Source organism: Vibrio sp. B4-6 (assembly GCF_963888245.1).
Taxonomy (GTDB): Bacteria; Pseudomonadota; Gammaproteobacteria; order Enterobacterales; family Vibrionaceae; genus Vibrio; species Vibrio anguillarum.
Genome location: NZ_CAWPIM010000068.1, coordinates 60,725 through 82,066, shown reverse-complemented (window position 1 = coordinate 82,066; position 21,342 = coordinate 60,725). Strand labels below are relative to the sequence as shown.

The following is a 21,342-nucleotide window of genomic DNA, read 5'->3' as shown; positions in this document are numbered from 1 at the left end:
TCTTTAGTCTTAATCTGGTTAGTCGCTTAAATTTGTATGTTAGAATGCATCGCTTGAATGCGATCGGTAAGCTGTGTATGTTGCTCGCCGAATTATTATTCACTCATCTCATTACCGTTATACCGAAACTTACCGTTGGTTTTAAGTCTCATCTGGTTGTGAGCTTCGGTATAAATCATAATTTTCTAAAGAGGATTAAACATGCGCATCATTCTTCTAGGTGCTCCCGGTGCAGGTAAAGGCACTCAAGCTCAATTCATCATGGAGAAGTACGGTATTCCACAAATCTCTACTGGTGATATGTTACGTGCTGCGATTAAAGCAGGTACTGAACTTGGCAAAAAAGCGAAATCAGTGATTGATGCTGGTCAACTTGTTTCTGATGAAATCATCCTTGGCTTAATCAAAGAACGCATCACCCAAGCTGATTGTGAAAAGGGCTTTTTACTCGATGGTTTTCCTCGCACGATTCCTCAAGCTGATGGCTTAAAAGCAATGGGTATTAATGTTGACTATGTGATTGAGTTTGATGTTGCCGATGACGTTATTGTTGAGCGTATGGCGGGACGTCGTGCTCACTTGGCTTCTGGTCGTACCTACCACGCCATTTACAACCCGCCAAAAGTGGAAGGTAAAGATGACGTAACAGGTGAAGATCTTGTCGTTCGTGATGATGACAAAGAAGAAACCGTTCGTGCTCGTTTAGGTGTTTACCACGAGCAAACAGCGCCACTGATCACTTACTACGGTAAAGAAGCACAAATGGGTAATACGAAATACCTAAAATTTGATGGCACTAAGCCAGTTGCTCAAGTTAGCGCTGATATTGAGAAAGCATTAGCATAATTGGCTCAGTATAGGCTTGTTAACTTTGTTATAGTGAAAGCGACCTAAAGGTCGCTTTTTTTATGAACTTTCCTACCGCAAATTCGTACTCAATAATTAACAATGAAATGGATGAATGGAAGTAATGCAAAATAATCAAAAACAGGGTGTGCTATTGGTTAACTTGGGAACGCCGAGTGAACCGACGGCATCGGCAGTAAAACGATTTTTAAGCCAATTTTTACATGACCAGCGTGTGGTTGATATGAGTCGTTGGATCTGGTGTCCATTATTACATGGTGTGATTCTTCCGCTGCGAGCCCCCAAGGTTGCTAAGTTATATCAATCTGTTTGGATGGAAGAAGGCTCTCCTTTGATGGTGTACTCTAAACGCCAAGTGCAAGCGTTAGAACAGTATCTCGGTACACCAGTGGAACTTGGTATGACCTATGGTTCACCAAGCCTTTTAGAGGGTATCAACACATTATTGGAGCGTGGTGTTGAAGAGATTGTGGTGCTGCCTCTGTACCCTCAATATTCTGGTACTACTACGGCTGCCGTGTTTGATGGCCTTGCCAAAGCGATGAAACGTATCCCTGTGACGCCCAATTTACGTTTTATTCGTGATTATCATAATCACCCTGCTTATATACGATCTTTGGCGAGTAAAGTCCGTGACTCTTGGCAACGTAACGGGCAAGGTGACTATTTGCTTTGTTCCTACCACGGTATCCCTAAGCGATATGCCGATAACGGTGATATCTACCCACAGCACTGCCAAAAAACCACAGAACTTTTGGCACAAGAACTTGGTTTGAATGCTGACCAAATCGGTATGACCTATCAGTCTATTTTTGGACGTGAAGAGTGGCTACAGCCTTATACGGATAAAACATTAGAGGCTCTGCCAAGCCGCGGTATTAAAAAGTTGGATATCATCACACCCGCCTTCTCGGTGGATTGTTTAGAAACCCTAGAAGAGATAGCTGAGCAAGGTAAAGAAACCTTTATACATGCTGGTGGAGAATTGTTTACCTACATTGAGTGCCTAAATGATTCGGCAATGCATATAGAAATGATGGCTTCCTTAGTTAAGCGCTGATGAGTTGAATTCTTTTCTGGTACAAAAACGGTCACTATAGCGTGACCGTTTGTCATTATTATTCTTGAATTACCACTAGGTATATTTGAAGCTAAACCAACTGAGCTTGTTGCTCCTCAATTTCTTCAGCGTAGCTTGTGGCTCTTTCTGCACCGTGCATCCAACGAACGAGCGTGTTAGAGCACAACAGTAAAATGACGCCGCCAATGGTTGCTGTTACTGCAATACCGCTGAAGATAGCCATCGCACCAAGCTCTCCCACATGAGAACCTACATGGCCTGCTACATAATTCGCGATTGCGTTACAACCGAACCATGCTCCCATCATTAATGAAGCAAGGCGTAGTGGGGCTAGTTTAGTGACAAGCGATAGACCAATTGGTGATAGACACAGTTCGCCCAAGGTATGGAAGAAGAAGGCACCGACAAGCCATAGCATTGATGTTTTTACGGTAGTGTCACCACCTTGCTCCATAACCGCACCAACCATACATAGGAAGCCTAGGGCTAAGAAGAACATCGCTAATGCAAACTTCATTGGCGAGTTTGGTTCACGCTTACCTAATTTTACCCATAATACGGCTAATACAGGGGCAAGAGTAATAATGAAAAATGGATTTAACGATTGGAACCAAGCCGCAGGTATCTCAAAACCGCCCATCATACGATCAGTGTATTGCTGCGTGTAAATGTTCATTAAACCACCAGCTTGTTCGAAACCCGCCCAGAAAACAATAGTAAACAAACTCATCACAAGGATAACTTTGATACGATCTACTTCTGCTTTCGTTAGTGGTTCTTTATTTGCTGATTTTTTCAGTTTTAGATCGCGCTTAGCTGCTGGTTCGCGGCCAATATTACCAAGCCATGATTGAGCCATTGCCATTTGCATCACAAGGCTGATCAGCATACCAATACCAGCGGCCACAAAACCGGCTTTCCAACCAAATGAGTTAGTAACTGAACCAGAGATCACACCAGCAAGTAGCGCACCTAAATTGATCCCCATGTAGAAGATGGTGAACGCGCCATCACGACGGTTATCACCTTCATTATATAGGTCACCAACCATTGTTGAGATATTGGGCTTAAATAGACCGTTACCACAGATAAGCAGTGCAAGGCCTAAATAGAAAGTGTGTAGAGAGCCAATGCCTAGCACATCTGCAGGCAGTGCCAGCGTAAATTGGCCAATGGCCATTAACGCTCCACCCAATAAAATAGAACGGCGTTGCCCAAGGTAGTTATCTGCAAGGTAACCACCAATAAGCGGTGTGATGTAGACTAGCCCTGTATAGGTGCCGTAAAGATCGAGAGCATCTTTAGTCGACCAACCTAGACCGCCATTCATCGTTGCGTCTGTAAGATAAAGTACCAAAATGGCGCGCATCGCATAATACGAAAAACGCTCCCATAGCTCTGTGCCAAAAAGTAAAAATAGGCCCCTTGGGTGCCCAAAGTATTGATGTTGGTTTGTCATAAGAATTATTAGTATTTGAGATGAGAAAAATTGTGCTTTAGATATACATGGGCTTTTAGCGTATCGCAATGAGTAAAATCAGTATTTTATTCTGGTATTATTAACTAACTCATTGTTTTTAAAATGCATGTCTATCAATGCTCAAAGTTTTGTTGCGTTATGAAAACTTATCTTTCATTACTGATTATTTGAATTTGCCTTGTTCGGACATTAAGGGTTTATTTTTGTGTTCAGTTTATTAGCCGTTTATTGAGGAGGAGGATGGTGTTAGGATTCAAGAAAAAGAAAAGCAGTAGCTAGGAATAAAATGAAACGTTGGTATTTGTTGTATTGTAAACGTGGCGATCAGAGGCGTGCTAAAGCACACCTTGAAAACCAAGGTGTCGAATGTTTCTACCCAGAAATTGAACTAGAGAGAATTCTTCGGGGTAAGCGGCAAGTTGTCAAAGAGCCACTTTTTCCCTCCTATATGTTCATTTACTTTGATTTTGAAATTGGCCCAACCTTTACTAGTGTGCGCTCTACTCGCGGTGTGGTTGATTTCATCCGATTTGGTTCACATCCGAAGGAGTTGGACAGTGATTTGATCGAGGAATTGAAGTTACTCGACCAGTTAAAATTACCGGTAGCATCGTTCAATATTCCAGAAAAAGGGCAGGTAGTTCGACTTAAGGGTGGGCAGTTCTCAGGAATTGATGCCATTTACCAAGAGCCCGATGGTGAGACGCGATCGATTATGCTGGTTAAAATGATCAGCCAAGTGATACCGATGAGCATTGATAATAAACATTTAGAATTAGATTCGTGATTGACTCTCTACAGTAAGCTCTTTAGACAAATAAAAGGCGCATTTTGCGCCTTTTATTTGCTTTATTAGCCAGCGTTTTGGTTAGTACGCTTCATTATGCACCGCTTTGACAGCTCGGCCTGACGGGTCAATACAATTTTTAAAGGATTCATCCCACTCTATTGCTTTGGCGGAAGAACAAGCTACAGAAGGACCTCCAGGAACGCATTGTGCAGCAGACTCTAACGGGAACAGCTCTTCGAAGATCTCGCGGTAAACATACCCTTCTTTTGTCGCTGGAGTATTATATGGGAAGCGGTATTTTGCTGTTTCCATCTGTTGATCGGTAACTTTTTCTTCAGCAACACTCTTTAGTGTGTCAATCCAGCTATAGCCCACACCATCGGAAAATTGCTCTTTTTGACGCCAAGCAATCGAGGCTGGCAGATAATCTTCAAAGCACTCACGTAGAATGTGTTTTTCCATCTTGCCATTGCCACACATTTTGTCAGCAGGGTTAAGCCTCATTGCAACATCAATAAACTCTTTGTCTAGGAAAGGAACGCGTCCTTCCACTCCCCAAGCCGCTAAAGATTTATTAGCGCGAGCGCAGTCAAACAAGTTCAACGCCAGCAGTTTACGCACAGTTTCTTCGTGGAATTCTTGCGCGTTTGGTGCTTTGTGGAAGTATAAGTAACCACCGAAGATCTCATCCGCTCCTTCGCCGGAAAGTACCATTTTGATACCCATGGCTTTGATTTTTCGCCCCATCAAATACATCGGAGTAGAGGCTCGAATTGTCGTCACGTCATACGTTTCAATATGGTAAATAACATCACGAATAGCATCTAAACCCTCTTGGATGGTATAAGTCATTTCGTGGTGTACAGTGCCAATTTTTTCAGCAACTTCGCGAGCCGCTTTAAGGTCTGGGGCACCGTCTAAACCCACCGCAAAAGAGTGAAGCTGTGGCCACCATGCTTCTGATTGTTCATCATCTTCAATTCGCATTGCAGCGTAACGTTTCGCAATGGCTGACGTAATTGAAGAGTCCAATCCTCCAGAAAGCAAAACACCATAAGGTACATCTGTCATCAGTTGGCGCTTCACGGCCGCTTCTAATGCTTGTTTTAGCTCTTCTTTACTGCTGCTATTGCCTTGGACTGCCGCATATTCATTCCAATCTCGAATATAGTAGCGTTGTGCACCTGCCTCTTTCGAGCTGTAGTAACTACCAGGAGGAAATTCACTGATAGTTTTGCAAATGCTTACCAAAGCTTTCATTTCGGATGCAATGTAGTAGTTACCGTGTTCGTCATGGCCTTGGTAAAGAGGAATGATACCAATATGGTCACGCCCGATGAGGTACTCATCTTTTTCTTCATCATAGAGCACAAAGGCAAAGATGCCGTTGAGTTCTTCAAGCAGCGCGGCACCCATGTCTGCATAAAGCGCTAATATCACTTCACAGTCAGAGTCGGTTTGAAAATCGTATTTACCTTGGTAACGAGCACGAATTTCTTTGTGGTTATAAATCTCACCATTGACCGCTAATATGTGCTTTTTATTTGGGCTGTAAAGTGGTTGTGCGCCGCTGTTTAAACCGACAATAGAAAGGCGCTCATGAGCCAAGATTGCTTTTTCTGAAGCATAGATGCCAGACCAGTCAGGGCCGCGGTGACGCATTTTTTTAGACATCTCTAGCGCTATTGGGCGTAACGCTGTTGCATCACTTTTAATATCAAGAATGCCAAATATAGAACACATACAACTTCCTTTTGATGATTTTTAATCTGTTGGACCTAATTTGCCATTCTGGTTAAAAAAAGCAACCATATGGTGTCGTTAATATCACATAAGATGCATCTTGGTGAATTTTATTTAATTAATGTGCGCTTTGTATGAATTTTTTCTATTTGTTTTCTGTTTTTGAGCGATGGTGGGTAAATTATGCCCAACTAAGCTCTGGGGCCGTATTGAGTTGGGCATAGAAATGACAATGTTTTACCTAAAAATTGCGATGGCTTACCTAGATATTATTACGGTTTAGTAAAATTAGGTTGGAGCTGTTTACATACGTGACGGGCAAAACCGCTACCCGCTTCGCTATAGATGTTGAATGCCGCATCAACACCACTTTCCAATAGTGATTCCAATTGGTCTGGGTATTCGGCGATGGCTGCGATTTGTCCTTTAAAATTACGGTGTTGTAACTGCGATAGCGCGATTTGGTTACCCTGATGATGCGGCATAGCAAGTAGTACGAGTTTTACATTACCAGTGTCTAGAATACGCTCCCAAAAATCAGGGTCGGTTGCATCACCAGCAATAACATTGCGCCCTTGTGAGCGGTGATCATGAGCAACCTCTTCTCGGACTTCTATGCCTAAACTTATTTTGCCATAACGAGAGCGCAACTCATCATATGCACCGGTACCGATGCGGCCCATCCCTAATATGAGTACCTGAGCATGGCCTGGATTAATTAATTGATCTTTGGTGTTGAGTTTTTCAGCGGCATGTTCTTTGAGCCATTGCCGTGAATGTTGATAGAGTTCATGGCCTTTACGGCTTATTGGGGCTGCGATTACAAATGAAATGGATACCGCAATGGCCAGTGCGACCAATATGTCACCCGACATCCATCCCATTTTGAAAGCAAGCCCCCCCACAATCAGTCCGAATTCACTGAAATTGAATAAAGACAAGGTGGCTAACAATGAGGTTCTCACTCGGAATTTAAAGCGGTTGAGTACCCAAAAATAGAGGATACCTTTGATGGGAAGCAGCAGTAAGAGCAACAATGCGAGCGCAAACCCAGTCATTGTGGGCTGTTCTGATAGTCCAATGTTGAGGAAAAAGCAGACGAGAAACAGCTCTTTTAGATTAAAGAGTGATTTTGACAACTCAGATGCTTTGCGATGGCCTGCTAGCAGCATGCCTAAAATCAGAGCACCAAGATCGGGTTTCATCCCAACCAATTCAAATGATCCTGCTCCGACCACTAAGGCAAAAAATATACCAAACAGAACAAGCATTTCACCGTGACCAACCCAATCGAGCAGTTTGTAAAATAGTGGCCGCATAAAGGGTAGGATCAATAAAGTGGCAGCGTACCAATGAGGAAGTTTTCCTGTCGAGACGGTTAAAAATATGACAGCAAAGATATCTTGCATCACAAGAATACCGATGGCGATAGTGGCGTATGTCGCGTTCATTTCTCCTTTCTCTTGCAGTGATTTCACCGCAAAAACAGTACTGGAGAATGACAAAGCAAAACCAAGCAGAACTAATTGTTCAATTGACATCGAGGCCAGAGAGCTAACCCCTAAATATTTGAATATCAATAAAGCAATGCTGAAAATCCCTGTCGAAAGGAGGTTATGAACCGTGGCACCAGCCCAAATCTCTCTCGCAAGTAAGGTTTTAATCTCTAGCTTAAGTCCAATTGTGAACAGTAATAAGGTAACCCCTAGATCGGCTAGAGTCAGAATGGTATTACTGCTGTGGTAGCCAGCGGCATTAAGGCCAAACCCAGCAACTAAAAAGCCAACCAACGGAGGTAAATTGCATTTCAAGGCAATAAACCCTGCGAAAAAAGCCGTTGAAATTAGGATAAGTTCCATAAATTCCTTTAGTAATGCTTTGGTTTAAAAATAATGTTTTGGTTGTAAAAAAGGCTGTGTCATGACGACACAGCCTTTTATTATAATTCAATCGGTTGCTTAATCGCCAAGTAATTTTTGAAGTAAAACACCATTTAACATTGCCCGTTTAATCATAGCAAATGCACCTATGGTTGGTTGTTTATCAATCTGCGACGCGACTATGGGTAAATTGGTGTGGAAAGTTTTGAGTGATTGATTCTCTACATTTCGTTGAATCGCGGGGAATACGATCTCTTGAGCGGCTGTAATTTGACCTGCAATTACCACTTTTTGTGGGTTGAACAAGTTGATGGTCATCGCAATGGCTTTACCGAGTTGATTACCCACTCGAATTAAGCTCTGTTTTGCTAGCTCATCACCGAGATTGGCGTGCTCACATACATCATTGATGGTAATGCTCTCTATATTCGCTAGGCTAGATTCATAGCCCTGAGCAATCAGTTTTTTAACACGAGATATAATAGCCGGGTTTGCGGCTACCGTTTCTAAACAGCCGAAATTTCCGCATTGACACTGTTCGCCGAGTGGGTCGATTTGGATATGACCAATTTCACCCACGTTACGGTTATAGCCTAGGAATACTTGGCCATTGACGATAATGCCAGCCCCAGTTCCTCGGTGAACGCTGACTAGGATAGAGTCTTGACAGTCTTTGCTGGCACCAAAATAATGTTCGGCAAGCGCCATACCGCGCACGTCGTTGCCAACAAAACATTCAACATGAAAATTATCACGAATGATGTCACCTAAAGCGAGTGCATCAATAGCAATGTTGGGCATGTATTCTACGACACCCGTTTCTGGGTTGACTAAGCCGGGTAGGGCAATACCAATGGCAATGAACTGTTCGATTCGCTCTTGCTGTTGTTTGATAAAGGTATTGAGGTGGAAAAGGAGTCCCTCAATTAATTGTGTTTGGTGAGAATAGTGAAACTCGTGATAGTCCGACGCGAGTTCTTTGCCCCCTAAATTATACAGGCTGAGCTGAATGTAATCTCGGCCTAAACGTACGGCGACAGAGTGAAAAGGGGCGACTTCGGTTGTTAAGGAGATGGCTCTACGTCCGCCAGTAGAGGCTTGTTGTGCGACCTCTTTAATGAGGCCGCGTTCTAGAAGTTGGCGGGTTATTTTTGTAACACTTGCTGGAGCAAGTTGGCTCACATCGGCAACTTGAATACGAGATATCGGACCTTGTAGGTCGATCAATCGGTACACTGCTGCGCTGTTGAGTTGTTTGACTAAATCTACGTTACCTATTTGTCCGCCATTCATTATCAATTGTGCTCGTATTGTCCGTTAACAACCGTCGCCTGAACATTGAAGTCTCTATCAAATGCAGTGAGGTTCGCCACCATGCCTTTTTTAACTCGGCCTAGTTTGTGATCCACACCAATTGCTTTTGCCGGATACAGAGTTGCCATCCGCAGAGCTTCGTCCAATGCGATACCAACGTGCTCAACAGTGTTTTGCACTGCCTCAATCATAGTGAGTGCTGAGCCGCCCAGTGTGCCGTTTTCATCAACACACTTACCATCACGGTAATATACTTTCTTACCGACAAAAATAAAGTAATCCATGTTAGCGCCTGCAGGAGCTGTGGCATCGGTCACTAATACAAGCTTTTCGCCTTTGATTTTGTGAGCAATTCTGATGTTAGCATAATCAACATGAAATCCATCAGCAATAATGCCAGCATAAACTTCTGGGGTGTCATAAATTGCACCAACGACACCGGGTTCACGTCCAACCATCGGCGTCATGGCATTAAATAAGTGTGTGGCAAAGGTGATGCCTGATTCAAAGCTTTTACGTGCTTCAGTATAAGTTGCGTTAGTGTGACCAATCGATACCACAATGCCAGCTTTCACCAAACGTTCAATGTGTTCTGGATTGTTGTGCTCTGGCGCCAATGTCACTTTAGCAATCACATCGCTATTTTCACACATAGTGGTGATCATGTTGTCATCTGAAGGGCGGATGAAATCCACACTGTGAATGCCCTTTTTCATCACATTAAGATATGGCCCTTCAAGGTGTAAACCCAGTGATTGGTTTTTATATTGAGAGTGATATTCACGTGCGGCAGAAATCGCTTTGCACATGTCTTCGTCTGAAGAGGTGATTAACGTTGGCAAAAAGCTTGTGCATCCTGATTTTAGGTTAGCTTTATGCATAATCTGCATCGTAGTCGCGGTTACTTCATCATTCAGCATCACACCGCCACAACCATTCAATTGCAGGTCGATAAAGCCTGGGCTTAGGTTTGCACCATGTAAATCTTGTGTCGCTATATCTTGTGGTAAATCCGCAATAGGACAGACCGCTTCAATCAACTCGTTGTTGATAATCACAGCATGGTCAACTAGCACATCACTGCCAGTGTAGATTTTACAGTTAGTTAGTGCGTACATAATCATCAAATCCTTATCTATCAATATTTTATAAATTTGGCGAGGCGACGAAATGAAAGGTGGAATGTGCCAGTACGGTGCTTTCTTTTCTTACTTCAATTAGGTCGCGAATTATCTTGCTAGCAAACAGCCAATGCTGGATGACATTAAAATTAAGTGCTCGTTTTGACTGGGTTATTTGATGGTTATAGTTTGCATTTTATACGAAAAAAGCCAGTCGGGGTTGTTTAGCTTACATGCTATTCGACGATGAAACAGGCAAATATTATCGCCTAATTTCCATTTTTTTTAATTGTAAAATAAGTTTTATGATCTCGCTAGCAAAAACCTTGGTATTTGGCAGATTGTGGTGATTATGATCACAAATGATAAGGTTTTAATTTGCGGAGCAAAATTAATATCATAAACTGAGTTTGACTAAATTGAGCGACTAAAATAAGTGGCTCAACCAAATACAAAAAATCCTAAATCCTATAGGGGGAACTTAAGGTGAATATTCTTGGATACTTTCAAAAAGTAGGCAAGGCGTTGATGGTACCAGTTGCCACATTGCCAGCTGCCGCGATACTAATGGGTATTGGTTATTGGATCGACCCAAATGGGTGGGGTTCAAACAGTGCCTTGGCTGCATTCCTGATTAAAGCAGGTGCTGCAATCATTGATAACATGTCTGTACTGTTTGCTGTTGGTGTGGCTTACGGTATGTCTAAAGATAAAGACGGTGCTGCTGCATTGTCGGGTTTTGTTGGTTTCTTAGTCGTGACGACTTTACTTTCTCCAGGAGCCGTTGCACAGATCCAAGGTATTGATCCAAGCGCAGTTCCTGCTGCTTTTGGTAAAATCAACAACCAGTTTGTTGGTATTTTAGTAGGTATTGTTTCTGCTGAAATCTACAATCGCTTCTCTACTGTAGAACTGCATAAAGCATTAGCCTTCTTCTCTGGCAAACGCCTAGTACCTATTTTGACGTCGTTTGCTGGTATTTTTATCGCCTTCGTTCTGATGTATGTATGGCCGCATGTTTATGGTGGTCTAGTATCGTTTGGTGAATCGATTCAAGGTCTAGGTTCTGCGGGTGCAGGTATCTATGCGTTCTTTAACCGCTTGCTAATCCCTGTTGGTCTTCATCACGCACTGAACTCAGTATTCTGGTTTGACGTTGCGGGTATTAACGACATTCCTAACTTCTTAGGTGGTGCAAAATCTATCGCTGAGGGTACTGGTATCCCAGGTGTAACGGGTATGTACCAAGCAGGCTTCTTCCCTATTATGATGTTCGGTCTACCTGGTGCGGCATTGGCTATTTACCACACATCTACAGCGAAGAATAAAGAGAAAGTTGCTTCTATTATGATTGCAGCTGGTTTTGCTTCATTCTTTACCGGTGTAACTGAACCTCTAGAATTCTCGTTCATGTTCCTTGCTCCTGCACTATATGTACTGCATGCAGCATTGACGGGTCTATCAGTATTCATTGCTGCTTCAATGCAGTGGATTGCGGGTTTCGGTTTCTCTGCAGGCCTTGTGGATATGGTATTGTCATCACGTAACCCACTGGCGGTTAATTGGTACATGCTAATAGTTCAAGGTATTGTGTTCTTTGCTCTCTACTATGTGATTTTCCGTACCGTTATTTTGAAATTTGGCCTTAAAACACCAGGTCGCGAAGATGACGACAGCGATAGCAAAGTATCAGGCGCGAAAGAGTCTTCTGAGCTCGCTAAACAATACCTTAAAGCTCTAGGCGGTCACAGCAACCTATCTAACATCGATGCTTGTATCACTCGCTTACGTTTATCTGTCAATGACATGAGCATTATCGACGAGAAAACATTAAAAGCATTGGGTGCAATGGGTGTGGTGAAACTGGGTACTAATAACCTACAAGTTATCTTAGGCCCTCTTGCTGAAATCGTTGCTGGTGAGATGAAGTCTATCAATGCAAACGAAGATCTTTCTAGCGTGAAACTTCCTTAGTCTTAATCGCAACCGATGATTAGGTTATTTTAAAGCCTCTGCTTCATGCAGAGGTTTTTCTTATTCATCAAATGAGCGCTATTCAAATTTAAGGCTGCCCACAACGGTAGCTTTTGCCTATTTCTTACGCCCTTTGCCTGAAATTTTGCTTAGCCTAGCCAGACAAAAGGCAATGTCTTGAAATAATCGCAGGAAATGCCCACTTTTTATTGTGCAAGAGCGGATAATTGTGGATCATTAGCGACAAACTTTCTGTTTCTGCAAGCATTACTGCTCTTACATACAGAAAAATCTTCTGACGATACTAAATAATTTTGAGGTGCTATAGATGAGTGAAGCTGAGGCTCGTCCATCGAATTTTATTCGCCAAATCATTGATAAAGATTTAGCGGATGGCAAACACACAAGTGTGCATACTCGTTTTCCGCCCGAGCCAAATGGTTACCTGCACATCGGTCATGCTAAATCTATCTGCTTAAACTTTGGTATTGCTCAGGACTATCAGGGACAGTGTAATTTACGTTTTGACGATACAAACCCTGAAAAAGAAGATATGGAGTACGTTGAGTCAATCAAAGCCGACGTGAAATGGCTCGGCTTCCAATGGTCTGGTGATGTTTGTTATTCGTCAGATTATTTTGACAAACTATACCAATACGCGGTTGAGTTGATCCAAAAAGGTCTGGCTTATGTTGAAGAGCTCAGTCCAGAAGAGATCCGTGAATATCGAGGTACATTGACCCAAGCAGGTAAGCCAAGTCCGTACCGCGATCGCAGCATTGAAGAAAACCTAGCCCTATTTGAGAAAATGCGCGCTGGTGGTTTCGAAGAAGGCAAAGCGTGTTTACGTGCCAAGATTGACATGGCGTCATCCTTCATGGTGATGCGCGATCCTGTGCTTTACCGTGTTCGTTTCGCTGAGCATCACCAAACGGGTAACAAATGGTGCATTTATCCAATGTACGATTTTACCCACTGTATCTCGGATGCCTTGGAAGGGATCACGCACTCAATTTGTACCCTAGAGTTTCAAGATAACCGCCGTCTGTACGATTGGGTGTTGGAAAATATCACGATTGATTGTCGACCACATCAGTATGAGTTTAGCCGTTTAAACCTTGAATACACGGTAATGTCTAAGCGTAAACTAAACCAGCTGGTTACGGAAAAATTAGTGGATGGTTGGGATGACCCACGTATGCCGACGATTTCAGGTTTACGCCGCCGTGGATTCACACCAGCATCGATTCGTGAGTTTTGCAAACGCATAGGTGTGACAAAACAGGAAAATATGATCGAATTCAGTTCGTTAGAGTCTTGTATCCGTGAAGACTTAAACGAACATGCGCCTCGCGCCATGGCGGTTCTTGACCCTGTAAAAGTGGTGATAGAAAACTTTGAGGCGGGTAAAGTCGAGACGTTAACGCTGGCAAATCATCCAAACAAGCCTGAAATGGGCGAACGTGAAGTTCCATTTACTCGCGAATTGTGGATTGAACGTGAAGATTTCCGTGAAGAAGGTAACAAGAAATACAAACGTTTAGTGCTAGGCAAAGAAGTTCGCTTACGCGGCGCTTACGTAATAAAAGCAGAGCGCATTGAAAAAGATGCACAAGGCAATATTACGACAATATTCTGCACTTACGATATGGATACTCTGGGTAAAAACCCGGCAGATGGACGCAAAGTGAAAGGTGTTATTCACTGGGTATCCGCCGATAAAGCCTTGCCAGCTGAAATTCGTTTGTATGATCGCCTATTTACCGTTCCCAACCCGGCGGCGGCTGACAACTTTGCCGAAACCATTAACCCAGATTCATTGGTTAAAATTAATGGTTTTGTTGAGCCTAGTTTGGTGTCGGCACACACGGGGCAAGGTTATCAGTTTGAGCGCATGGGTTATTTCTGTGCTGACTCGAAAGATTCTAAACCAGAAGCGTTGGTTTTTAACCGCACAGTGGGTCTACGTGACACTTGGGCAAAAATAGACGCAGAATAAGCTTAAGTACTATTTAAAAAGGTCAGCCAATGCTGGCCTTTCTTTTTATTATGGTACTGTTTTTGTCTGAGCAAGCTCACTTAGCGGGGAAAAATGTGTGAGATTCCTGCGATTATCGTAGTCGTGACACATTTTTTACCTTGCGTCCTATAGTTTTGCTAGCGTTATCCGATATATTAAACAGATCATCGTATTTATTTATTCCAAGCACATAGCTGAGCCTTATATGCGTCAAATTTTTCAGCGTCTACTGTTGCCGATAGCAATGGTTGCCGTGACTCAGACTTCTATCGTTAGTGCCGAGAGCATTCGCCTGGTTGGGCCGAATGGTGAGATCCAGTCTTCTCCTCAATTTTCAGAAAATCTCACTCAAACTCGTAATCTTCAGCAGGCTAATAGCCAACCATCGACGTTTTTTGGGCCAACCTTAGACAGCGACACTTTGTGGTCTATTGCCACTCGACTACGCCCATCGAATAACGTCACTGTACAACAAACCCTGCTGGCCATTTATCGGCTAAACCCTCAGGCGTTCGAAAATCAAAATATTCACAGTTTGATCCCAGGTAGCAACTTACGTGTTCCATCATTGGCACAGGTAAATAGTGCGCCCACCCAAGAAGCGGTCAATATCATGGCCGCGCATCAAGCCAAATTGAATGCTAATACGGCGCAGCCAACAGCGCCTGTTACTGCTGCTTCTACAGCTTTGCCTGAAAAAACAATTGCCTCTACTGTCGCTCAACCAGTTGTTGAAAAGACGAAGAGTGAACCTGTGCTAAAAGATATTGGCACACAAGTTGCGAAATCTGATACTGAATTACTGGCGCTTGAAGAGAAAAATCATAAGTTACGTTTGATGCTGGCAGATGTTCAATCTGAAGTCGATGCACTCAAAGGAGAACTCGGTGACGAAAACCGCATTCGCTCTGAAGTTGAAAAGCTACTTGATGAAGAACGTAGAAAAGCACTAGAGGCGCAAAAGCTTGCACCAAGTGCACTTGATCAACTGCTTTCCAACTCTTGGTTGGTCGCCGCTCTCGCCCTTATTCCTGGTCTGTTAATTGGTTTACTGGTTGTGATGTTGCTTGGCCGCCGATCCAAGCCAACGGAGCAGCCTGTTGTCACTCAAGGTAATCAAGAGCCCATAACGCCAATGGCTGCTGGCAGCCTTGAAGATATTGACGATGATTTAATGCTGGATGATGACTTGTTTGGTGAGTCTGATGATAGTGAGAAGTTATTTGGTGACGACATCACACTGGATGATGAAATCGATGACAATGCTGAGCAAGAATCGGACATTTTTGCCGATTTAGACGATACAGATTTAGACTTCAACCTCGAAGGTGAAGATGGCGAAGACCCATTTGCGAGTATCGGCGATGATGGTGATCTTGCTGCGGATTTAGAAGATTTGACCGCTAGCAGTAACGGCATCAGTGTTGGTGCTGACGAAAAAGCTGTCGGTCTCGATGAGATGGCGCGAGCTTTAGACGAAGCGTTATTAGATGAAGATGATAGCGAAACAGAATTCGATTTATCCGATGATGATGATTCCATTTCTGAAGACGACATTGACGCGTTATTGGCTGGAGATGAGAAAGCTGAAGATCTCGGAAGCGATACTTTAGATCAATCGCTACTTGACGATTTGTTTGCCGCCAATAGTGATGACGATCACCATGATAGTTTTGACTTTGATTCATTATTGGATGAGTCCGAAGATGATTTCAACTTGGATTCAGAAGAGCCTGAGCTAGCAAAAACCGGCGGTAACTTCGATTTAAAAGAAGCAGAGCTAGCGTCGGATAGTGAACTTGATGATCTATTCGCAACGATTGAAGCGCAATCTGACCTCACCTCAATAGAAACTGATTCCTCCACTGAAACAGCGCTGCTGGATGAATTATTAGAAGAGCAAGATGAAGACGTCCTAGCAATTGATAGCGACAGTGTCGAACTGCTCGATGAGCTACTCGGTGATGATGAAGAGAGCGAGACAGACTTATCGGAAAGCACCGACTTACTTGAAGAACTTGTGCAGCCCGATAAAGACATCGCTTCGAGCGAAGAAGATATTGATGATGTTGACTTCACTGGTGATCAAACTCTGTATGAGTTATTGGGTGAAGAAACTACGGAATCCGACATTGAAACCGAGCTGGATGAGAATAGTACAGAGCTATTGGACGAACTATTTACTGACAATGGTTCTGAATCACTTGAGTTTGAAAAGGCAGACCAAGAGCAAGAAGGTGCTGAAGATAAGGATAGTCTCGCTGAAGAAGATGGTACGGCATTATTTGAAGAGTTGCTGGAAATCGAGCAGTATGCTCAGAATATCGAAGAGACCGAACAGCAAAATAGCGAGTTGTTGGATAATGAAAACGATAGCGTTGAAGATTCCGAGTTTAACAGCGACATCTTCATTGACGATCTGCTAAGTGCCGCTCCTGAAAAAGATCCTCTACTGGATGATGAACAGATGGGAGTGGTTGATGGCGACATCGATGAAGAATTTATCGACGACTCATTTGATTTTAACCCAGAAATTGAAGGGGCAAGTTATCCGGATCTGAAGCCGAATGAGGAGCAACCTCTAAGCAGCTCGACATCCCCGGAAAAAATAGAACCCGCACAGGTTAGCAAACCAGAAGTCAGCCCTAACGAATTTGGAGTTCCACAAGATGAAGACTGGGACATTGGTGAGCTAGAAGAGGAAGAACCAAGCCAAGCTGATGTTGAGCCGCTTCAAACCAATTCAGCAGAATCATCGGCAAAGGACCATGTTGAGGAGCTCCACGATGACAAGTTAGTGGAGTTAGAAGAAGAAGATCTCCTTGCTTCCTTTAATGAGCCATCGCTAGAAGAACAGTCACAGAGCGAGCTTTCCGAAGTCCAACTGCCAGAGCCGTCAGAAGAAGACGCGCTGGCGGATGCGATAGCCGAGCCTCAAGAAGCGGCGTCAGAGCCTGTTGCTCAAGAAAGTGTTGAAGCGATTGACGAGCAAGCCTTACCTGAATTTAGTGAAGAAGATGCACTTGCTTCAATTAACGAGCCTCCTCTAGAAGAAGAAAAGGAAGACGAGAGCAACCTTACGGATCTTGAGCTGCCAGAGTACACAGAAGAAGACGCGCTGGCGGATGCGATAGCCGAGCCTCAAGAGGCGGCGTCAGAGCCTGTTGCTCAAGAAAGTTTTGAAGCGATTGACGAGCAAGCCTTGCCTGAATTCAGTGAAGAAGATGCACTTGCTTCAATTAACGAGCCTCCTCTAGAAGAAAAAGAAGACGAGAGCGACCTTACGGATCTTGAGCTGCCAGAGTACACAGAAGAAGACGCGCTGGTGGATGCGATAGCCGAGCCTCAAGAAGCAGCGTCAGAGCCTGTTGCTCAAGAAAGTTGTGAAGCGATTGACGAGCAAGCCTTACCTGAATTTAGTGAAGAAGATGCACTTGCTTCAATTAGTGAGCCTTCTCTAGAAGAAAAGGAAGACGAGAGCGACCTTACGGATCTTGAGCTGCCAGAGTACACAGAAGAAGACGCGCTAGCGGATGCGATAGCTGAGCCTCAAGAGGCGGCGTCAGAGCCTGTTGCTCAAGAAAGTTTTGAAGCGATTGACGAGCAAGCCTTACCTGAATTTAGTGAAGAAGATGCACTTGCTTCAATTAGCGAGCCTTCTCTAGAAGAAGAAAAGGAAGACGAGAGCGACCTTACGGATCTTGAGCTTCCAGAATACACAGAAGAAGACGCGCTGGCGGATGCGATAGCTGAGCCTCAAGAGGCGGCGTCAGAGCCTGTTGCTCAAGAAAGTTTTGAAGCGATTGACGAGCAAGCCTTACCTGAATTTAGTGAAGAAGATGCACTTGCTTCAATCAACGAGCCTCCTCTAGAAGAAGAAAAGGAAGACGAGAGCGACCTTACGGATCTTGAGCTGCCAGAATACACAGAAAAAGACGCGCTGGCGGATGCGATAGCCGAGCCTCAAGAAGCGGCGTCAGAGCCTGTTGCTCAAGAAAGTTTTGAAGCGATTGACGAGCAATCCTTACCTGAATTTAGTGAAGAAGATGCACTTGCTTCAATTAGCGAGCCTTCTCTAGATGAAAAGGAAGACGAGAGCGAACTTACGGATCTTGAGCTGCCAGAATACACAGAAGAAGACGCGCTGGCGGATGCGATAGCCGAGCCTCAAGAGGCGGCGTCAGAGCCTGTTGCTCAAGAAAGTTTTGAAGCGATTGACGAGCAAGCCTTGCCTGAATTCAGTGAAGAAGATGCACTCGCTTCAATTAACGAACCAGCACTAGAAACAGATCAACAGCCGCTTTTAGAAGATGATGACGCAGACCAATTGCAGAGTGTTTCAAAACAGGAGTTCGATGAGAAAGCCTTAAAAGATTGGCTAGATGAGGAAAGTGTATCTTCTGCGCCATTCTCTTTTGATCGACCATTAGATGCTCGTACCATTGATAGTGCTGGTATGAATATTGATGCAATGTTAGAGGTAGGCGGTGAAGATTGGAACGGTTTTAATTTAACGCCAGATCAACAAGCTTCCATCCCAGATGACGTGCCTGAAGAAGAGCTTGCCGTTTGGAACGATGAGATCCAAACCGACGAGCCTCAAATTCTTGATGAAAACTGGGGAATTCAAGATGAACTCGATGATTTTGAAGCCCAAAAGAGCCAGTACATGACCATCGATGAGCTAATGGCTCAAGTTGAGGGTGAAGAGGGGATCAGCCCTGAAGATGAAGAACTCAAGTTAGATGTTGGTTTAAGTGAATTTCCGGATGTGATTGGTGACATTGGTGATATCGATGTAGACAATAACTCTGAGGCGGCGGGTAAGCTTGACCTCGCCAAAATTTACATCGAGATGAACGATGATAAAGGGGCGATAAAACTGTTAGAGGAAGCCATTGTTGATGGTAGTGATGATATTCGACGAGAAGCGAAATCCTTGATTGACAGCATTAATCGCCGAGCTTAAAAACAAACGAGGCCGTGAATATACGGCCTCGTTGTTATTGAATAGCCTTTTCTGACTTGCAGATGACCTGAACTTCACATTGAAAGTTGTTGGGGATAGATGACTTGTCGATTAGAATTTTTTTTTGATTGCGATTATACTGCCCGACCCATTTTCAAAGAGAATCAGATGATGAGAATCGCTTTAGGTATTGAGTACAATGGTTCTCAATACTATGGTTGGCAGCGACAACGTGACGTTAAAAGTGTCCAAGAAGAATTAGAAAAAGCACTCACAGTTGTGGCGAACCATCCGGTTGAAGTATTGTGTGCGGGGCGCACCGATGCCGGGGTTCACGGCACAGGGCAGGTGATACATTTTGATACTACGGCTTGCCGAAAAATGGTAGCTTGGACAATGGGTGTCAATGCTCATTTACCAAAAGATATCGCTGTTCGTTGGGCAACTGAGGTTTCAAGCGATTTTCACGCTCGCTTTTCGGCTACAGCACGCCGTTATCGCTACATCATTTATAATCATGCTTATCGCCCTGGCATATTATCTTCAGGTGTCAGTCATTATCATGGCGATTTAGACGTTGAGAAAATGCAGCAAGCAGGGCAGCTTTTATTGGGCGAAAATGATTTCACCTCTTTTCGCGCTGTGCATTGTCAATCGAATAGTCCTTGGCGAAACGTCATGCATTTGAATGTGACTCGGCATGGCAACTATGTCGTCATCGACATTAAAGCAAATGCTTTTGTCCATCATATGGTGCGAAATATTACCGGTAGCCTCATCGTTGTCGGCCGGGGTGAGCAGCCTCCCGAATGGATAAAATGGCTGCTTGAAGCCAAAGATAGAAAACTGGCAGGTGCAACAGCCAAAGCGGAAGGATTATATTTGGTTGCTGTTGATTATCCAGAAGAATTTTCTTTACCAAAAGAGTCGCTTGGGCCGCTATTTTTAGCTGATAATTTGAACTAATAACGCGTAAAGTGTCCAAAACAGAGTCGTGACGTGTGTGGAAATGACAGCCAGAAAATAGGTACAACCAGTTTTTTGTCTACACTAAGCATTTTATATGTTTTAATCCTCACGCATAAATCCCAAATTTGTATCTTTCGCAATCACGCGAGAGAGTTAAGAGTAAAGGTCTTCCATGAGTTGGCTTGAAAAGATTTTAGAAAAAAGCAATATCGTAACTTCGCGTAAAGCATCCATCCCTGAAGGGGTTTGGACTAAATGTACTTCTTGTGAGCAAGTGTTATATCACGCTGAGCTTGAGCGTAACTTGGAAGTGTGCCCTAAATGTGATCATCACATGCGCATGAAAGCACGTCGCCGCTTAGAGACTTTTCTTGATGAACAGAATCGTGTTGAGATTGGTGACGAGTTAGAGCCGCAAGATAAACTCAAATTTAAAGACTCAAAACGTTATAAAGAACGCCTTTCAGCTGCTCAAAAAAGCAGTGGCGAGAAAGACGCTCTTGTGGTGATGCAAGGCGAACTATTGGGTATGCCTTTGGTTGCTTGTGCTTTTGAATTTTCTTTTATGGGTGGTTCAATGGGGTCTGTAGTTGGTGCGCGTTTCGTACGAGCTGTTGATGCCGCTATAGAAAACAACTGTGGTTTGGTTTGCTTTTCTGCCAGTGGCGGCGCGCGTATGCAAGAAGCGTTAATGTCATTGATGCAGATGGCAAAAACCAGTGCGGCGCTTGAACGTTTATCAAGCAAAGGCTTACCTTATATCTCAGTGATGACGGACCCGACCATGGGTGGCGTATCTGCAAGTTTAGCGATGCTTGGTGACATCAATATTGGAGAACCTAAAGCACTGATTGGTTTTGCAGGTCGTCGAGTTATCGAACAAACGGTACGTGAAGATCTACCTGAAGGTTTCCAACGCAGCGAATTCCTAATTGAGCATGGTGCGATTGATATGATTGTCGATCGCCGTGAAATGCGTCAACGCGTAGGTGGATTGATCGCTAAATTGACCAATCACAGCTCACCATTGGTCGTTTCTGTTGACGATTCACCGACTGAACCTGATTACGCTGTACCAGAAGCGCACGAAAAAGGGTAAAGTAGGCACTAACACACTAACTGCTTAATGGTTAT

At 43.8% G+C, this 21,342-nt stretch carries 13 protein-coding genes; 8 read left to right on the top strand and 5 right to left on the bottom strand.

What is annotated here, in order from left to right:
* Positions 1-201 precede the first annotated feature (201 nt).
* Positions 202-846, top strand: a complete 645-nt coding sequence (adk, locus tag AACV20_RS16535; protein WP_013857306.1) for an adenylate kinase — start codon at positions 202-204, stop codon at positions 844-846.
* 115 nt (positions 847-961) lie between these two features.
* Positions 962-1,927 carry a ferrochelatase gene (gene hemH / locus AACV20_RS16530; RefSeq protein WP_019280865.1) on the top strand — a complete coding sequence of 322 codons (966 nt, stop codon included), beginning with the start codon at positions 962-964 and terminating at the stop codon, positions 1,925-1,927.
* A gap of 91 nt (positions 1,928-2,018) precedes the next feature.
* Here hemH and AACV20_RS16525 read toward each other — a convergent pair whose 3' ends face one another.
* Entirely contained in the window at positions 2,019-3,407 is a 1,389-nt protein-coding gene (locus tag AACV20_RS16525) for a peptide MFS transporter (protein ID WP_026028956.1), read from the bottom strand.
* A 307-nt stretch (positions 3,408-3,714) separates the two neighbouring features.
* Here AACV20_RS16525 and rfaH point away from each other — a divergent pair, with 307 nt between their 5' ends.
* Positions 3,715-4,215, top strand: a complete 501-nt coding sequence (rfaH, locus tag AACV20_RS16520) for a transcription/translation regulatory transformer protein RfaH (RefSeq protein ID WP_013857303.1) — start codon at positions 3,715-3,717, stop codon at positions 4,213-4,215.
* An 81-nt stretch (positions 4,216-4,296) separates the two neighbouring features.
* On the opposite strand, the gene asnB is transcribed toward rfaH, so the two are convergent.
* The 4 genes from asnB to nagA all read right to left on the bottom strand — a co-directional run bounded on the left by asnB (position 4,297) and on the right by nagA (position 10,273).
* Positions 4,297-5,961, bottom strand: a complete 1,665-nt coding sequence (asnB, locus tag AACV20_RS16515; protein ID WP_017045499.1) for an asparagine synthase B — start codon at positions 5,959-5,961, stop codon at positions 4,297-4,299.
* 272 nt (positions 5,962-6,233) lie between these two features.
* Positions 6,234-7,820 (bottom strand): cation:proton antiporter family protein, encoded by a 1,587-nt coding sequence (locus tag AACV20_RS16510; protein WP_094147457.1) that lies wholly within the window; start codon positions 7,818-7,820, stop codon positions 6,234-6,236.
* Between the two features lie 99 nt (positions 7,821-7,919).
* On the bottom strand, positions 7,920-9,134 hold the full coding sequence (nagC, locus tag AACV20_RS16505) for a DNA-binding transcriptional regulator NagC (RefSeq protein WP_026028126.1): 1,215 nt from the start codon (positions 9,132-9,134) through the stop codon (positions 7,920-7,922).
* A gap of 2 nt (positions 9,135-9,136) precedes the next feature.
* Positions 9,137-10,273, bottom strand: a complete 1,137-nt coding sequence (gene nagA / locus AACV20_RS16500) for an N-acetylglucosamine-6-phosphate deacetylase (protein ID WP_170907654.1) — start codon at positions 10,271-10,273, stop codon at positions 9,137-9,139.
* 489 nt (positions 10,274-10,762) lie between these two features.
* Between nagA and nagE the strand changes: the two genes are divergently transcribed.
* The 5 genes from nagE to accD all read left to right on the top strand — a co-directional run bounded on the left by nagE (position 10,763) and on the right by accD (position 21,307).
* Positions 10,763-12,250: an N-acetylglucosamine-specific PTS transporter subunit IIBC gene (gene nagE, locus AACV20_RS16495; RefSeq protein WP_013857296.1), complete on the top strand. Its 1,488-nt coding sequence runs from the start codon at positions 10,763-10,765 to the stop codon at positions 12,248-12,250.
* 328 nt (positions 12,251-12,578) lie between these two features.
* Positions 12,579-14,249: a glutamine--tRNA ligase gene (gene glnS / locus AACV20_RS16490; protein ID WP_017045502.1), complete on the top strand. Its 1,671-nt coding sequence runs from the start codon at positions 12,579-12,581 to the stop codon at positions 14,247-14,249.
* 226 nt (positions 14,250-14,475) lie between these two features.
* Positions 14,476-19,239, top strand: coding sequence for a FimV/HubP family polar landmark protein (locus AACV20_RS16485; protein WP_170907653.1), 4,764 nt, complete (start codon positions 14,476-14,478; stop codon positions 19,237-19,239).
* Positions 19,240-19,410: 171 nt separating this feature from the next.
* Entirely contained in the window at positions 19,411-20,205 is a 795-nt protein-coding gene (gene truA / locus AACV20_RS16480; protein WP_026027499.1) for a tRNA pseudouridine(38-40) synthase TruA, read from the top strand.
* Positions 20,206-20,380: 175 nt separating this feature from the next.
* On the top strand, positions 20,381-21,307 hold the full coding sequence (accD, locus tag AACV20_RS16475; RefSeq protein ID WP_017043471.1) for an acetyl-CoA carboxylase, carboxyltransferase subunit beta: 927 nt from the start codon (positions 20,381-20,383) through the stop codon (positions 21,305-21,307).
* The last annotated feature ends 35 nt before the right edge of the window (positions 21,308-21,342 follow it).

Bases quoted from the DNA above. Each gene is read 5' to 3' on its own strand.
- adk (WP_013857306.1), top strand. From the start codon at position 202: ATGCGCATCATTCTTCTAGGTGCTCCCGGTGCAGGTAAAGGCACTCAA.
- hemH (WP_019280865.1), top strand. From the start codon at position 962: ATGGAAGTAATGCAAAATAATCAAAAACAGGGTGTGCTATTGGTTAAC.
- AACV20_RS16525 (WP_026028956.1), bottom strand. From the start codon at position 3,407: ATGACAAACCAACATCAATACTTTGGGCACCCAAGGGGCCTATTTTTA.
- rfaH (WP_013857303.1), top strand. From the start codon at position 3,715: ATGAAACGTTGGTATTTGTTGTATTGTAAACGTGGCGATCAGAGGCGT.
- asnB (WP_017045499.1), bottom strand. From the start codon at position 5,961: ATGTGTTCTATATTTGGCATTCTTGATATTAAAAGTGATGCAACAGCG.
- AACV20_RS16510 (WP_094147457.1), bottom strand. From the start codon at position 7,820: ATGGAACTTATCCTAATTTCAACGGCTTTTTTCGCAGGGTTTATTGCC.
- nagC (WP_026028126.1), bottom strand. From the start codon at position 9,134: ATGAATGGCGGACAAATAGGTAACGTAGATTTAGTCAAACAACTCAAC.
- nagA (WP_170907654.1), bottom strand. From the start codon at position 10,273: ATGTACGCACTAACTAACTGTAAAATCTACACTGGCAGTGATGTGCTA.
- glnS (WP_017045502.1), top strand. From the start codon at position 12,579: ATGAGTGAAGCTGAGGCTCGTCCATCGAATTTTATTCGCCAAATCATT.
- AACV20_RS16485 (WP_170907653.1), top strand. From the start codon at position 14,476: ATGCGTCAAATTTTTCAGCGTCTACTGTTGCCGATAGCAATGGTTGCC.
- truA (WP_026027499.1), top strand. From the start codon at position 19,411: ATGAGAATCGCTTTAGGTATTGAGTACAATGGTTCTCAATACTATGGT.
- accD (WP_017043471.1), top strand. From the start codon at position 20,381: ATGAGTTGGCTTGAAAAGATTTTAGAAAAAAGCAATATCGTAACTTCG.